The organism is Variovorax paradoxus (genome assembly GCF_009755665.1).
Taxonomy (GTDB): Bacteria; Pseudomonadota; Gammaproteobacteria; order Burkholderiales; family Burkholderiaceae_C; genus Variovorax; species Variovorax paradoxus_G.
In genome coordinates, this window is record NZ_CP046622.1 from 711359 (window position 1) to 724919 (window position 13561).

Genomic DNA, 13561 nt, shown 5'->3' on the forward strand with positions numbered 1-13561 from the left:
ATACAACATGCATCCATCGGACAGCGAAGACAACATCCCCTTCGACAAGCGCCCCGCCGACCTCATCAACAACTCCCTCGATCGCCGCGTGTTCTGCATGGGCGCGATGAGTCTCGTCGCCCTGGGAACCACCGCATGCGGTGGCGGAGGCGGCGGCAGCGGAGCGGGCGGGGGCCTCGGCCTGCTTGGCGGTGCAACGCAGGGCACTGCTGGTGCGGCATCCGGTCCCGCAACGGGTGCCGGCTCCGAAGACGCACCAGCGCCGGCGCCTTCGCCCGCGCAAGCGAAGCAGTTCGTTCATCCCGGCCTGTTGCACACCGAAGCCGACTTCGAGCGCATGCGCCTCAAGGTTGCGGCCAACGCTCAGCCCTGGCTCGCCGGATGGAATGCGCTCACATCCAACGGCCGCTCGCAGCTCGGTGCCACGCCGCGGCCGCTGGCCACGGTGATACGGGGGGACGTCCCGGGCCAGAACTTCGCGCAGTTCTACATCGACGTTGCGCGCGCCTATCAGTTGGCGCTGCGTTGGAAGGTTTCGCAGGACACGCGCTATGCCGACCTGGCGGTCGAGTTCCTCAACGAATGGTCGTCCACGCTGACGGCGATCGAGGGCAACGCCGACCGCTTTCTTGCGGCGGGCATCTACGGCCAGCAGTTCGCGAACGCGGCCGAGATCATGCGCACCTATCCGGGCTGGGCGGCCAGCGACTTCGCGCGCTTCCAGAACATGATGCTGACGGTGTTCTATCCGCTCAACCACAGCTTCCTCGTCAACCACAACGGCTCGGAGATCACCAACTACTGGGCCAACTGGGACCAGTGCACGATTGGCGCCATCCTGGCCATCGGCGTGCTGTGCGACCGGCGCGACATCTACGACGAGGCCTTGAACTACTACAAGAACGGCGCGGGCAACGGCGCCGGGTTGCAGGCGGTCTATCACGTGCATCCCGGCTATCTGGGCCAGTGGCAGGAGAGCGGCCGCGACCAGGGCCACTGCACCCTGGGCATCGGCCTGGCCGGCGCGTTCTGCGAAATGGCATGGAACCAGGGCGACGACATCTACGGCTACGAGAACAACCGCTTTCTGGCCGGTGCCGAGTACGTCGCCAAGTCCAATCTTCGCGACGGCGCGGGCGACTTCTACACCGTGCCTTTTGTCACCAACGTGAACAGGCAGGGAACGCAGTCGGTGCTGGCGACGGGCGGGCAGGGGCACCGGCGAGGCATCTGGGAGAGCGTGTACAACCACTATGCAAACCGCCTCGGCATTGCCGCGCCCTACACCGCGCTGCAGGCCGAGCAGATGCGCCCGGAAACGGACGGCGGCAACGGTGACCAGCTCGGCTTCGGAACCCTGACCTTCACGCGCGATCCGCTCACGGCGCTCGTCCGGCCGAGCGGGCTCACCGCGCGAGTGCGCGCATCGCAAGTGGAGCTGTCGTGGTGGGGCAGCACCGGTGCGCTGAGCTACTCGGTCAGGCGCGCGGCCACCGCGGGCGGGCCGTACAGCACCACCGTGGCTTCAGGCATCACCGACACGCTCACCTTCACGGACACCACAGGCGTTGCGGGAGAGGTGTACTACTACGCCGTGGTTGCCGTGAACGCGGGCGGAGAGAGCGAGCCTTCCGTCGAAGCGCGGGCCGCCCTCAAGCCCGAACTGCTGATGCATCTCACGTTCGACGAAGCGCAAGGGAACTCGGCCGCCGATGCGACGGGCCGTTTCGCCGCCAGCGAACTTGCCGGTGGCGCGGCCTGGACCGCGGGCCGGAGCGCAGGGGCCGTCGCGCTGGGCGGCACGGGGGCCTACGTCGACCTGCCCACGGGCCTGGTGAAGGATGCGGCGGACTTCACGATCGCATGCTGGGTGTACGTGGACAGCCTATCGACGTGGTCGCGTGTGTTCGACTTCGGCTCCGGCACGCGCCGCTGGATGATGCTCACGCCGCGCAGCAACACTGGCACCGTGCGCTACGCGATCTCGAGGGTTCACGGCTACAGCGAGCAGGTGATCGAAGGCGCGTCGCCGCTGCCGACCGGGCGCTGGGTGCAGGTGGCCGTGACGCTGGCCGGCACGCTCGGCACGCTGTATGTCGACGGCGCGGCGGTGGGCAGCAACGCGCAGATGACGCTGGCGCCCTTCGACCTGGGAGAGACGACGCAGAACTTTCTCGGGCGCTCGCAGTATCCGAACGATCCGGCGCTGCGCGCCCAGCTGGACGACTTCCGGGTCTACCAGGGCGCGCTGGGCGCCGCGGAAATCGCGGCGCTGCTCTAGCCCCGGGCTTCGAAGCCGGGCGCCTGGCTCATCTCCGAAGGCTTGTAGATCTTGTGCTGCGCCGTGGGACCGCCGGCGTCTGCCACCACCAGCAGGCGCCAGAGCGGCTCGCGCGCGGAGCATGCGCTTTCTTCAGGCGTGAGGTGGAAGTTCGGCGTTGCGGTGGAGGTGCCTTTCACGGCAACCCTGAGAAGCGTTGCGCCTTTCGCATTCGACACCTCGATGTCGTAGCCCAGCTTCTGGCCCGTCACATCCTCGGCCTTGTAGCCATAACCCTTGAAGTGGCCCATGACATAAGCCATGGCGGCGGCCTGAACCTCTTCTTGCGAGGCAGGGGCGACCTCGGGCTCTGCTTCCACGGCCGCCGGAACGCCGCCTCGCGCCTTGGCGGCCTGCATGTCGGCTTCATCGGGAACCCAGCCGCGCGGGCCGCGCACCAGCACCGCCAGCAGCTGCTCGGGCTCCCAGCTTGCAACGTGCCAATCGGAGTCGTCGCGCACGCGGGTGGACACCTTCGCGCTCTTGTTGCTTTCGAGTTCTGCAATCGCAACCCGGTTGGTCTGCACTACCGCACGGAAGCCCTGGCCCGCATCGAAGGTGCGCTTGAGCAATGCAAGGCGGTCTTTCGCGCGCTGCACCTGGTTGGGCGTTCGCGCGCCGCCGCCCGCGCGATGCTGCGTGTCGAGCGATTCGAGATAGAACCAGCGCCCATTCGCGCCCACGTGCACATACTCCGCCCAGATGGTGGCAATGACGTTGTCGCCCGTGGCCATCCAGGCGTACTCGAAGGGCTTGTCGCGCGCGTCGAACACGCCCATCTTGGCGACGATTTCAACCGGACTGAGCCGCGGTCCTGACAGGCGCATCTCATCGATGACGGCGAGTACGCGGGGGTCGACTTCCTTGTCCATTCAGCGGGCTTCTGGCGAGTTTGGGGGGTGGGAGTATGCCGCATCATCACCGCCCCGCAAGTCAGCCGGTGTTACCGCGTGCGGCTGCCGGCGGACAGGCGCTGGGCCAGCTTCTGCTTGCGGAACGCCTACACCGCGCCGTGCGCTTCCACGTAGAGCGCGTAGAGCGAGTGGCTGCTCGTCATGTAGAGCCGGTTGCGCTTGGGCCCGCCGAACTCGAGGTTGGCGCACCGCTCCGGAAGGCGGATGAAGCCGATCGGCTTGCCTTGCGGGTTGAAGATCTTCACGCCGTCCATCTCTTCGGATTTGCCGAGCGGCAAGTGCGCCTTCATGCCGCCGCCCACATCGGTGGGCTCAGGCGAGAAGGCGCCGCTGAAGCCCCAGCCGCACCAGAGGTTGCCGTCGCGGTCGACGCGGAAGCCGTCGAGCGCGCCGGGGCCGTCAGCGTCCACCAGCTTGGTCTTGTTCGACACGCTGGCGCCATCGGCCGAAACGTCGTAGCTCCAGATGCTGCGGTTGGGCGTGCCTTTCCACTCGACCACGTAGAGTTTTTTCTCATCCGGAGAGAACGCGAGGCCATTCGGGTTCACCAGGTCGGTGATGACCGCGGTGAGCTTGCCGTCCTTGGCAATGCGGTAGACATTGGTCGTCGCCTGTTCGGGCGTTGCCCTGGAGCCTTCCCACTCGCCGTTGATGCCGAAGGTCGGGTCGGTGAACCACACCGTGTCGTCCGACCTCACGACCACGTCGTTGGGCGCGTTGAGCTTCTTGCCTTCGTAGCTGTCGGCCAGAACCGTCATGCGGCCGTCTTTCTCGGTGCGCACCACGCGGCGCGTGACGGAGTGTTCGCAGGTAATCAGACGGCCCTGGCGGTCGCGCGTGTTGCCGTTGGCGTAGTTGGCGTTCTGCTTGTGCACCGTGAACTTGCCGGTCTTTTCGTCGTACTTCATGAGCCGGTTGTTCGGAATGTCGCTGCACAGCAGGTAGCCGCCTTCAGGAAAGTACACCGGCCCTTCCGCCCACCGCATGCCGGTGCCGAGCTGCTCTACCGTGCTGCTGTAGATGCGGTATTTGGCAAAGCTCGGGTCCAGTATCAACACCGATGGGTCGGGGTAGCGCTGGTTGGGTTTGAAGTCGAAAGACTGCGCGCCCGCCAAGCCTGCGAAGGCGGCGAGTCCCGATCCCACGGCGGTCTTGAGGAAGCGGCGGCGCGCTTGAAGGGGTTCGTTCTGCATCTGCAAATCTCCTTTTGTCGTTGTGAAACCGGCAAGCCCGCAAATGCGCCAACGGAGGCACGGCTGCATGGGCAGTGGCCGGCGCTCATCTTACGGACGCGCCTGTTGCGGGTATTTGCTTGTGACGTTAAGGTCTGCCGCATGGACGCCCTCCTGCTCGCCCGAATCCAGTTCGGCTTCACGATTTCGTTCCACATCATCTTTCCGGCGCTCACCATCGGCCTGGCGAGCTACCTGGCCGTGCTCGAAGGCCTGTGGCTGCGCACTGGCCGCAAGGTGTACCTGGACCTGTACCAGTTCTGGATCAAGGTGTTTGCCGTGGCCTTCGGCATGGGCGTGGTCTCCGGCCTGGTCATGGCCTACCAGTTCGGCACCAACTGGAGCAACTTCTCGCGCTTTGCCGGCGGCGTGACCGGGCCGCTGCTGGCCTACGAGGTGCTGACCGCGTTCTTCCTTGAAGCCGGGTTTCTCGGCGTGATGCTGTTCGGGCGCGAACGCGTGGGCCCCGCGCTGCACTTCGTCTCGACGATCGCGGTGGCCGTCGGCACGCTGATCTCCGCCACCTGGATCCTCGCGTCCAACAGCTGGATGCAAACGCCGCAGGGCCACGAGATCATCGACGGGCGCGTCGTGCCGGTCGACTGGTTCAGGGTGATCTTCAACCCGTCGTTCCCCTACCGGCTCGCGCACACCGTCACCGCCGCCTACCTGGCCACCGCACTGATGGTCGGCGGGGCGGCCGCCTGGCACCTGCTGCGCGGCCGCGACAACACCCGCGTGCGCACCATGCTGTCGATGGCGCTGTGGATGCTCCTGGCCGCCGCGCCGCTGCAGGCGGTCATCGGCGACCAGCACGGGCTGAACACGCTCGAGCACCAGCCGGCCAAGCTCGCCGCCATCGAAGGCCACTGGGAGCGCACCCCCGAAGGCGAAGGCGTTCCGCTGAAGCTCTTCGGCTGGCCCGACATGCAGGCCGAAGTCACGCGCTACGCGGTGGAGATTCCGCGCGCCGGCAGCCTGCTGCTGGCCCACAGCTGGGACGGGCAGATCCCCGCGCTGAAGGACTTCGCACCCGAAGACCGGCCGAACTCGACCGTCGTGTTCTGGACCTTCCGCGCCATGGTCGGCCTGGGCGTGCTGATGATCGCGCTGGCCTTCTGGGGCCTGTGGCTGCGCCGGGGGCAGCGGCTCTATGCCAGGAAGAACTTCCTGCGCTTTGCGGTTGCGCTCTCTCCGGCCGGGCTGGTGGCCATCCTCGCGGGCTGGTACACCACCGAGATCGGCCGCCAGCCGTGGATCGTCTACGGCCTCATGCGCACCGCCGATGCCGTCTCGCCGCAGCATTCGACGGCGCAGGTCGGCTTCACGCTGGCGCTGTTCGTCGTTGTCTACCTGGTCGTGTTCGGCGCGGGCACCGCCTACGGGCTGCGCCTGATCGCCAAGGGCCCGGCCGGAGACGAAGCCGAACGTCCTGCATGGGGCGGGCCGGGCGAGACGCGAACGCCGATGCGCCCGCTGTCCGCCGCGCCCGAGGACGACCAGGCGGAGACCGACATCAGGGCCGATGCGGCCAAGGAGGGCGAGCGCGATGGGCATTGATCTTCCCCTGATCTGGGCCGTGATCATCCTGTTCGGCATCATGATGTACGTGGTGATGGACGGCTTCGACCTGGGCATCGGCATCCTGTTTCCGTTCGTGCCCGCCAAGGAAGACCGCGACGTGCTGATGAACACCGTGGCGCCCGTGTGGGACGGCAACGAGACCTGGCTGGTGCTGGGCGGCGCCGGGCTGCTGGCGGCGTTTCCGTTGGCCTACGCGGTGATCCTCAGCGCGTTCTACCTGCCGCTCATCCTGATGCTGGTGGGGCTGGTGTTCCGCGGCGTGGCCTTCGAGTTCCGCTTCAAGGCGCGTGCGGGCAAGCGCCGCTGGTGGGACCATGCCTTCATCGGCGGCTCGGTCACCGCGGCCTTCTTCCAGGGGGTGACGCTGGGGGCGTTCCTGAACGGCATGCCGGTGGAAGGCGGCAACTACGCCGGCGGGGCGTTCGACTGGGTCTCGCCGTTCTCGCTTTTTACCGGCGCGGCGCTGGTGGCGGCCTATGCGCTGCTGGGCGCCACGTGGCTGGTGATGAAGACCGAAGGCCGCCTGCAGATGCGCATGCGCAGCCTGGCACGGCCGCTGGCCTGGCTGATGCTGGCCGTGATCATCGCCATCAGCATCTGGACGCCGCTCGCGCACGAGGCGATTGCCAGGCGCTGGTTCAGCTTTCCGAATCTGCTGTGGTTTGCGCCGGTGCCCACGCTGGTGGCCCTGGTCACGTGGCGCCTGCTGCGCGAACTGGGCGGCGAGGGGCACGCATCGCCATTCGTGCTCACGCTGGTGCTGCTGTTCCTGGGCTACACCGGGCTGGGCATCAGCCTGTGGCCCAACGTCATCCCGCCGGACATCAGCATCTGGCAGGCGGCGGGCCCGCCGCAGAGCCTGGGCTTTGCGCTGGTCGGCGCCTTGCTGATCATTCCGGTCATCCTGATGTACACCGCATGGAGCTATTGGGTGTTCCGCGGCAAGGTGCGGCATGGCGATGGGTACCACTGACCCCGGCCCCGCCGGCCGCGGCAAATGGTTGCGCCGGTTCGGATGGCTGCTTGCCATCTGGCTGGCCAGCGTCGGCGCCCTCTTTGCGGTGGCGCTGGTCTTTCGCTGGCTGATGCGCGCGGTGGGCCTCACTGCGCCGTGAGGCCTGCCGCAGGCTAGTGGTGCTGCGCCTGGGCCGGTGCGGCTCGCCGGCGGATCTCGCTCTGCAGCGCGCGTTGCCCCGCCGCCAGCGCGGCTTCGTAGGTGTCCGCCGGATCGAAGGCGTCGCGAAGCACCTTGGGGTTCGCTCCGTCCGTATCGGTTTCAAGCAGGCGCCAGACATAGGAACCGAGGGCCGGCTCCTCGATGATGAGTTCGATGGGTTGTGTCATTGCCTCAACTTGCACAAATCGGGGGAAGATGTATGTAGGCCGAATTCGAATGCTGCGGGCCGCGCATTCGGTACCGGAGGGCAGCGTGGCGGTCAGCATCCGGTCAGGTCGGCGTCCAGACAATCGCGCCGGCTTCTGCGGCTGCCGCGGATAGCCGGCTTCCGCCAGGCGGCGATCACAGACGACAGTCCCCTGATCGTTTCGATGCGCACCCCGGCTCGCGCAGCGAGCTCCTCTCATAACTATTTCCTGGAATCCTTGCCCATGTCCCCAGTTTCTCGCTGTCTCCTGAGCGTTGCGCTGCTCGCGGCGTCAACGGTCCACGCCCAGGCGCTGGACTACGACCATCAGGAAAACTGGAAGGCGGTTCACGACAGCGCCCAGTCACCGATCGACATTCCTACCGGCGAAGCCAAGGCCGGCGATGCGCTCGAGCCGCAAGACATTCGCCTCAGCAACGCTCGCGCGGCGCTCGACGTCGTCGACAACGGCCATGCGGTGGAGGTCGAGGCGAAGGGGCCCGATGCCATGATTCGCGGCCGCCACTTCAAGCTGCTGCAGTTCCACTTCCATGCCGAGAGCGAGCACACGGTCGATGGGAAGCACTTCCCGCTCGAAGGGCACTTCGTCTTCCGCGCCGCGGACGGCCGCCTGGCCGTGGTGGGTGTGATGTACCGCGAAGGCCCGGCCAATCCGCTGGCGGCCAAGGTGCTGGCGGCGCTCGAGAAGGAAGGCCATGGCGAGCTGTCCAAGGCCGACATCTCCGTTCTCCTGCCCAAGGACAAGGCCTACTACCACTACCTGGGCTCGCTGACCACGCCGCCGCTGACTGAAAACGTCGAGTGGTATGTGCTGCAGGCGCCGGTGTCGCTGTCTCCGGCGCAGATTGCGCAATTCCGCGCGCGCTATGCCCACAACAACCGCAAGCTGCAGGAGCTCAACGGGCGCCCGCTGATCCGTTTTCCGTCGGTGGCACTGACGTCCAATCGCGCAGCCCCCGCCAGCCGCTGAACGCCAAATCTAAAAAGCCCCCGGTTCTTCGCAGAGCCGGGGGCTTTTCAGTTGGGGCGCGGTCTTGTCAGACCGCGGAAACCGCTGAGTGGCCCGCAGCCGCAGCGGCGCCGCCATGCGGGCCCGGCGGTGCGGTGACGATGGATGTGAGGGCAGGTTCCGCCATGCGCAAAGCCGAAAGATCGGGGCGCGGACGGCGCAGTTGCGCATCGGCTGCGAATGCCATTTCCATGGCATGCGCAGCGCCCAGCACCTGGTGGTCGGCGCGAAAGCCGCCCACGATCTGCAGCCCGAAGGGCATGCCCGCGTGATCGACGCCGCAGGGCAGCGAAAGCGCGGGATGCGTCGTCAACGTGACGACGTACGTCAACGCCAGCCAGCGGTAGTAGTTGGCCTGCTTCTCGCCGTTGATGGTGTCCGCATACAGCTGCGTCCACGGGAAGGGCGACACCGGCGTGGTGGGCGACAGAATCAGGTCGTAGTCCGCAAAGGTCGCCTGGAACCGCTTGATGAGCCGCGTCTGCTCGGCCTGGGCCCAGGCGCTGTCGAGCAGGCTCATCTGAGCGCCCATCTCGTAGTTGGCGCGGGAGTTGGGGCCCAGGCTGGAAGGGTCGCGCTGGTAGGCCGCGTGCATGCCGGCCACAAAGGCTTCGGCGCGCAGCACGTCGAAGCAGCGGTGCGCTTCGCCGAGGTCGAGCGTCACTTCGTCGCAAGACTTGAACAGGCGCCGCATGGCGCCGATCTTCCGGCGCATGGTGGCGCGGATGCCGTCGTCCACCGCGCAAACGCCGAAGTCTTCGGTCCACGCCACGCGCAGCCTGCTCAGGTCGAGGTCCATCGGCTTTTGAAAAGAGAGTGGATCCAGCGGGTAGCTCAACGGGTCGCCCGCGTGCATGCCGGCGGAAGCGGCCATTTGCAGGCAGGCGTCTGCCACCGTGCGGCCCATCGGCCCGACGACGGAAATCGGCGTCCAGCCCAGCAGCTTTCGCACGCTCGGCACGATGCCCGGCGATGGCCGGAAGCCCACCACGCCGCACTTGGCGGCCGGAATCCGCAGCGAGCCGCCGGTATCGGAGCCGGTGCACACAGGCAGCATGTCGCACGCCAGGGCTGCCGCCGAGCCGCCGGAGGAGCCCCCCGCATTCAGGTTGGGGTTGAACGGATTGCCGGTGGCGCCCCACACCTCGTTGCGCGAGTTGGCGCCGGCACCCATTTCCGGAACGTTGGTCTTGCCTGCCACGATGGCGCCGGCCTTTCGAAGGCGGGACACCAGCTCGATGTCTTCCTCGGGCACGTGGTCGCGGAAGATGGCGGAGCCCCAGGTGGTGAGCAGGCCTTCGGTGGGCTCCAGGTCCTTCACGCCCAGCGGCAGGCCATGCAGCAGCCCCAGGGCATCGCCGCGCATCACGGCGGCTTCGGCGGCCTTGGCCTCGGCCCGCGCGCGGTCGAAGCTGGTCGCGGTCACGGCATTGACGAACGGGTTCACCCGCTCGATCTGCGCAATGCAAGCCTCCAGAAGCTCGACCGGCGAGACCGCCTTGCTGCCGATGAGCCGGCGCAGTTCGACTGCGGATTGTTCGATCAATTGGTTGTCCATCAGTCTGCAGTGATGTTGGCTCGGGCCGCGACCGCGCGCATCAGCGGCAGTTCCTTGTTGATCAGGTCGCTCACCGCAGCGCCGTTGCTGAAGGCCGGCTCCAGGCCCTGCGCGATCAGCTTGGCGCGGGTGTCGGCGTCGGCGACGGTGGCGGCAAGCGCTTTTTCGAGCTTGGCCTTCACGTCGGCGGGCAGGCCCTTGGGCGCCGACACGACAAGCCACGTGTCCATGTCGATGCCCGAGTAGCCGCTCTCGGCCATCGTGGGCACATCGGGCAACAGCGTGGAGCGCTTGGCCGTGGTCACCGCAATCGCCTTGATCTTGCCGCTCTTGAGTTGGGGAATGGCGGCGCTCACCGTGTCGATGCTGAACGGAACCTGGCCGCCCATCAGGTCGGTCATGGCCGGTGCGCTGCCCTTGTACGGCACGTGAGTCATCTTGAGGCCCGCGGCGTTGAGGATGGTTTCTCCCGCGAACTGCGACGTGGTGCCGGTGCCGTACGAGGCATACGAATACTTGCCGGGCGATGCCTTCACGTAGTCCACGAACTGCTTCACGGTTTTTACCGGCACCTCGCTGTTGGCCAGCAGGATGAGGCCGACGCGGCCGACCAGGCCGATCTGGTCGAAGCCCTTGACCGGGTCGTACGGAAGATTCGCGCGGATGGCGGGGTTCACGGTGAACGTGGTGCCCGAGCTCACCAGCAGCGTGTAGCCGTCCGGCGCTGCCTTGGAGACATAGCTCGCGCCGATCACCGTGCCGGCACCGGCGCGGTTCTCGACGACCACCGGCTGCCCGAGCTCCTTGCCCAGGCGCTGGGCGATCACGCGTGCGTTCACGTCGGTGGCGCCGCCCGGAGGAAAGGGAATCACGAGCGTGACCGGGCGTGTCGGAAAGCCGGTCTCCGCGGCGCCCGCCATCGATGCAAGGCCAAGGCAGGACATCAGCAGCAGGCTGGCCAATGCGGGGAGGCGTTTCATGGGTACTCCTGGGGACGAGGTTGGGGGACGGCGGATGCAATTCCATCCTAGGACCCGGAGCCCGCTGCCACAAGCGCAATGTTTAGAATTGTGGATTGCCGTTTCGGCAATCGATACGGCTGTTCGTCCATCTTTGAACCGGGAGACTCCATGGCACTTCATGCGCTGCAGGAGACCGCCGTGCGGTACTTCCTCGAGGTGGTGCGCACCGGCTCGGTCAAGGAGGCGGCCCTCAAGCTCAACGTGGCGCCGTCGGCCGTGAGCCGGCAGGTTGCGCGCCTGGAGCGCGAACTCGACACCCTGCTGTTCGATCGCCATGCGCGCGGCATGGTGCCCAATGCCGCCGGCGAGTTGTTGGCGGCGCATGCCAAGCGGATGCAGCAGGACATCGAGCGGGTTGCCAGCGACATCCAGGGTCTTCGCGGCCTGCGCAGCGGCCGCGTGCGCGTGGTGAGCACGGAAGGCTTTGCCTTCGACTTCCTGCCGACGCTGATTGCGCGCTTTCGCAGCAAGCACGAGGGCATCCGCTTTCACCTGGAGGTGTGCCCGCCGCACGACATACCCGGGCGCATACGCGACGGTGAGGCGGACATCGGCATCACCTTGAGCACGGTGCCCGAGCCCGGCATCAAGATCGAGCTGCGCCACCCCAGCCCCATCCTCGCCGTGATGGCCAACGACCATCCGCTGGCGGGGCAGCGGCAGTTGTCCTTGCGCCAGGTGGTGGCCTATCCGCTGGGGCTGCCGCCGCAGGACAGCTCGATCAGGCAATTGCTCGACACCAGCTGCAGCCGGCAGGGGCTGCAGTACGTGCAGGCCATGTCGAGCAACCATGCGAACGCGCTGGTGAGCTTTGCGGCCGCGGGGGGCGGAAGCATTGCGTTCTATGGGGAGTTGTCGATCCGTACGCAGCTGAAGTCGAAGGCGCTGGTTGCCATTGCGCTGAAGGACCGCGAAATGAACGAGCGTCACCTCGAAGTAGAGACCCTGGCGGGCCGATCGCTGCCCGATGCGGGCAAGGCATTCGTGCAATTCCTCACCGATGCCATCAAGGCAAGCGCCTGAACGCAAAGAAACCGGTTCCCGTGTGCGCTACACTCCGCGCCGCTTGCAGTGGCCTCAGCCGCTGCGCCGTCATTGGCAACATGACGAGAACAATCCAAAGGAAATTTTCAAGTGAACCGTATCGAACTGGTCGAAAAGATCGCCGCCGCCCACAACGTCAGCAAGGCAGAAGCCGCCCGTATCCTGGAAACCGTCACGGGTTCCATCGTCGCCGCAGTGAAGAAGGGCGACCCCGTCCAGCTCATCGGCTTCGGAACCTTCAAGCAAGTGGCTCGCGCCGCACGCACCGGCTTCAACCCGCAAGCCGGCGCCAAGATCAAGATCGCCGCACAGAAGGTGCCCAAGTTCGTGCCGGGCGCAGCATTCAAGGCCGCCATCGACCCCAAGGCTGCAAAGCGCAAGGCCGACAAGGCAGCCGCCAAGCCCGTCGCCAAGAAGGCGGCACCGGCCAAGAAGGCCGCCGCTCCCGCCAAGAAGGCCGCAAAGAAGTAAGACTTCAGCGAGCCATGGTTTGCGGCCGCAAGGTTGCTTCCAAAAAAAGACGGCCCTTCGGGGCCGTTTTTTTATGCCCGCGGAGCATGCGGGCCTCAGGCCAGCGTGCCGAGCCTCGCAAGAATGAGGTCGTACAGCGTCTGGGCGGCGACCGAGAGGCTTCCCTCGCGGCGCTGCACCAGGTAGATGGTGCGCGTGAGGCCGGGCAGCGGCAGGGGCCGCGTCACCAGCGTGTCGCGCCGAAAGTGGAACAGCGTGAGCTCCGGCACCACGCTGATGCCGATGCCGGCCTCGACCAGGCCCGTGACGGTGGCCAAGTGCTCGACTTCGAACACGGCGTTGAGCCGCAACGGGTGCAGCGCGGCGTCGAGCGACTGGCGCACGCTGCTGTTGCGCGCCATCTGGATGAAGGGCCAGGGCGCGAGCTGCTTGGCCGTGAGTTTGGCGACACCAGCCAATGGATGGTCCTTGCGGCAGACCAGGTGAAAGCGGTCTTCGCAGAGCTTGCGGCCGCGCAGGTCGCTGGCCGCGGCCGCATCGGCGCCGGTGGCCGCCAGCGCAAAGTCGGCCTGATGGCCGCGCAGCTGGGCAATGCAGGCGTCGGAAAGCGCGTCGTGCAGCTCCACCGTAATGCCCGGCCACGTCTGCATGAACTCGGCGAGGATGGCCGGCAACCAGCCGGCCGCGAGCGAAGGCAACGCCGCCACGCTCACACGGCCCTTGCGCCGCTCCGAGTGGTCGGCGAGGTCGCCGATCGCATCCTGCATGTCGTCGAGCAGGCGCCGGGCCGAGGGCTCGAACAGCCGCCCCTCGGGCGTGAGCTGCACGCTGCGCGTGTCCCGGTCGAAAAGGCGGGCGCCGAGCGTGTCTTCCAGCGTGCGGATCAGCGCGCTGAACGCGGGCTGCGACAAATGACAGGCTTGGGCGGCGCGCGTAAAGTTGCGCTGTTCGGCCAGCGCCGTGAACGCGCGCAATTGGCGGCTGGAAAGGTCGGGCGCGGTCATCGATCTGGAATTTGAATA

Annotated in this window: 13 protein-coding genes; 7 read left to right on the forward strand and 6 right to left on the reverse strand. The window is 66.8% G+C overall.

The window, feature by feature from the left end:
• Window positions 1-7 precede the first annotated feature (7 nt).
• Complete coding sequence (locus GOQ09_RS03280; RefSeq protein WP_157611861.1) at window positions 8-2281, forward strand: LamG-like jellyroll fold domain-containing protein; 2274 nt, start codon at window positions 8-10, stop codon at window positions 2279-2281.
• On the opposite strand, the gene GOQ09_RS03285 is transcribed toward GOQ09_RS03280, so the two are convergent.
• Window positions 2278-3192, reverse strand: coding sequence for a protein NO VEIN domain-containing protein (locus GOQ09_RS03285; RefSeq protein WP_157611862.1), 915 nt, complete (start codon window positions 3190-3192; stop codon window positions 2278-2280). The two genes, GOQ09_RS03280 and GOQ09_RS03285, sit on opposite strands and share 4 nt — an antisense overlap.
• Window positions 3193-3320: 128 nt before the next feature.
• On the reverse strand, window positions 3321-4427 hold the full coding sequence (locus GOQ09_RS03290; protein ID WP_157611863.1) for an SMP-30/gluconolactonase/LRE family protein: 1107 nt from the start codon (window positions 4425-4427) through the stop codon (window positions 3321-3323).
• A gap of 141 nt (window positions 4428-4568) precedes the next feature.
• Here GOQ09_RS03290 and GOQ09_RS03295 point away from each other — a divergent pair, with 141 nt between their 5' ends.
• The 3 genes from GOQ09_RS03295 to GOQ09_RS03305 are packed head-to-tail and all read left to right on the forward strand — an operon-like array spanning window position 4569 to window position 7165.
• Complete coding sequence (locus tag GOQ09_RS03295; protein ID WP_157611864.1) at window positions 4569-6026, forward strand: cytochrome ubiquinol oxidase subunit I; 1458 nt, start codon at window positions 4569-4571, stop codon at window positions 6024-6026.
• Window positions 6016-7023, forward strand: coding sequence for a cytochrome d ubiquinol oxidase subunit II (cydB, locus tag GOQ09_RS03300; protein ID WP_157611865.1), 1008 nt, complete (start codon window positions 6016-6018; stop codon window positions 7021-7023). The genes GOQ09_RS03295 and cydB overlap by 11 nt, the downstream gene beginning before the upstream one ends.
• Window positions 7010-7165: a DUF2474 domain-containing protein gene (locus GOQ09_RS03305; protein WP_242630976.1), complete on the forward strand. Its 156-nt coding sequence runs from the start codon at window positions 7010-7012 to the stop codon at window positions 7163-7165. The genes cydB and GOQ09_RS03305 overlap by 14 nt, the downstream gene beginning before the upstream one ends.
• A gap of 13 nt (window positions 7166-7178) precedes the next feature.
• Here GOQ09_RS03305 and GOQ09_RS03310 read toward each other — a convergent pair whose 3' ends face one another.
• Window positions 7179-7394: a hypothetical protein gene (locus GOQ09_RS03310; protein ID WP_207309920.1), complete on the reverse strand. Its 216-nt coding sequence runs from the start codon at window positions 7392-7394 to the stop codon at window positions 7179-7181.
• Between the two features lie 264 nt (window positions 7395-7658).
• Here GOQ09_RS03310 and GOQ09_RS03315 point away from each other — a divergent pair, with 264 nt between their 5' ends.
• Window positions 7659-8405, forward strand: a complete 747-nt coding sequence (locus tag GOQ09_RS03315) for a carbonic anhydrase (protein ID WP_157611867.1) — start codon at window positions 7659-7661, stop codon at window positions 8403-8405.
• A 67-nt stretch (window positions 8406-8472) separates the two neighbouring features.
• Here GOQ09_RS03315 and GOQ09_RS03320 read toward each other — a convergent pair whose 3' ends face one another.
• Both GOQ09_RS03320 and GOQ09_RS03325 read right to left on the reverse strand, forming a co-directional pair.
• Window positions 8473-10002: an amidase gene (locus GOQ09_RS03320; RefSeq protein WP_157611868.1), complete on the reverse strand. Its 1530-nt coding sequence runs from the start codon at window positions 10000-10002 to the stop codon at window positions 8473-8475.
• Window positions 10002-10982 carry a Bug family tripartite tricarboxylate transporter substrate binding protein gene (locus GOQ09_RS03325; RefSeq protein WP_157611869.1) on the reverse strand — a complete coding sequence of 327 codons (981 nt, stop codon included), beginning with the start codon at window positions 10980-10982 and terminating at the stop codon, window positions 10002-10004. The genes GOQ09_RS03320 and GOQ09_RS03325 overlap by 1 nt, the downstream gene beginning before the upstream one ends.
• 150 nt (window positions 10983-11132) lie before the next feature.
• Here GOQ09_RS03325 and GOQ09_RS03330 point away from each other — a divergent pair, with 150 nt between their 5' ends.
• Complete coding sequence (locus GOQ09_RS03330) at window positions 11133-12047, forward strand: LysR family transcriptional regulator (protein WP_157611870.1); 915 nt, start codon at window positions 11133-11135, stop codon at window positions 12045-12047.
• 111 nt (window positions 12048-12158) lie between these two features.
• The gene (locus tag GOQ09_RS03335) at window positions 12159-12539 is read left to right on the forward strand and encodes an HU family DNA-binding protein (RefSeq protein ID WP_126747720.1); all 381 of its coding nucleotides are present in this window, start codon (window positions 12159-12161) and stop codon (window positions 12537-12539) included.
• A gap of 95 nt (window positions 12540-12634) precedes the next feature.
• Here the strand turns inward: GOQ09_RS03335 and GOQ09_RS03340 are convergent, their stop codons facing one another.
• Window positions 12635-13543 carry a LysR family transcriptional regulator gene (locus GOQ09_RS03340; RefSeq protein ID WP_157611871.1) on the reverse strand — a complete coding sequence of 303 codons (909 nt, stop codon included), beginning with the start codon at window positions 13541-13543 and terminating at the stop codon, window positions 12635-12637.
• Between the last annotated feature and the right edge of the window lie 18 nt (window positions 13544-13561).

What these genes read in the sequence shown, in the direction of transcription:
- GOQ09_RS03285 (WP_157611862.1), bottom strand. Translation starts at nt 3,192, where the DNA reads ATGGACAAGGAAGTCGACCCCCGCGTACTCGCCGTCATCGATGAGATG.
- GOQ09_RS03290 (WP_157611863.1), bottom strand. Translation starts at nt 4,427, where the DNA reads ATGCAGAACGAACCCCTTCAAGCGCGCCGCCGCTTCCTCAAGACCGCC.
- GOQ09_RS03320 (WP_157611868.1), bottom strand. Translation starts at nt 10,002, where the DNA reads ATGGACAACCAATTGATCGAACAATCCGCAGTCGAACTGCGCCGGCTC.
- GOQ09_RS03310 (WP_207309920.1), bottom strand. Translation starts at nt 7,394, where the DNA reads ATGACACAACCCATCGAACTCATCATCGAGGAGCCGGCCCTCGGTTCC.
- GOQ09_RS03315 (WP_157611867.1), top strand. Translation starts at nt 7,659, where the DNA reads ATGTCCCCAGTTTCTCGCTGTCTCCTGAGCGTTGCGCTGCTCGCGGCG.
- GOQ09_RS03325 (WP_157611869.1), bottom strand. Translation starts at nt 10,982, where the DNA reads ATGAAACGCCTCCCCGCATTGGCCAGCCTGCTGCTGATGTCCTGCCTT.
- GOQ09_RS03295 (WP_157611864.1), top strand. Translation starts at nt 4,569, where the DNA reads ATGGACGCCCTCCTGCTCGCCCGAATCCAGTTCGGCTTCACGATTTCG.
- cydB (WP_157611865.1), top strand. Translation starts at nt 6,016, where the DNA reads ATGGGCATTGATCTTCCCCTGATCTGGGCCGTGATCATCCTGTTCGGC.
- GOQ09_RS03340 (WP_157611871.1), bottom strand. Translation starts at nt 13,543, where the DNA reads ATGACCGCGCCCGACCTTTCCAGCCGCCAATTGCGCGCGTTCACGGCG.
- GOQ09_RS03330 (WP_157611870.1), top strand. Translation starts at nt 11,133, where the DNA reads ATGGCACTTCATGCGCTGCAGGAGACCGCCGTGCGGTACTTCCTCGAG.
- GOQ09_RS03280 (WP_157611861.1), top strand. Translation starts at nt 8, where the DNA reads ATGCATCCATCGGACAGCGAAGACAACATCCCCTTCGACAAGCGCCCC.
- GOQ09_RS03305 (WP_242630976.1), top strand. Translation starts at nt 7,010, where the DNA reads ATGGGTACCACTGACCCCGGCCCCGCCGGCCGCGGCAAATGGTTGCGC.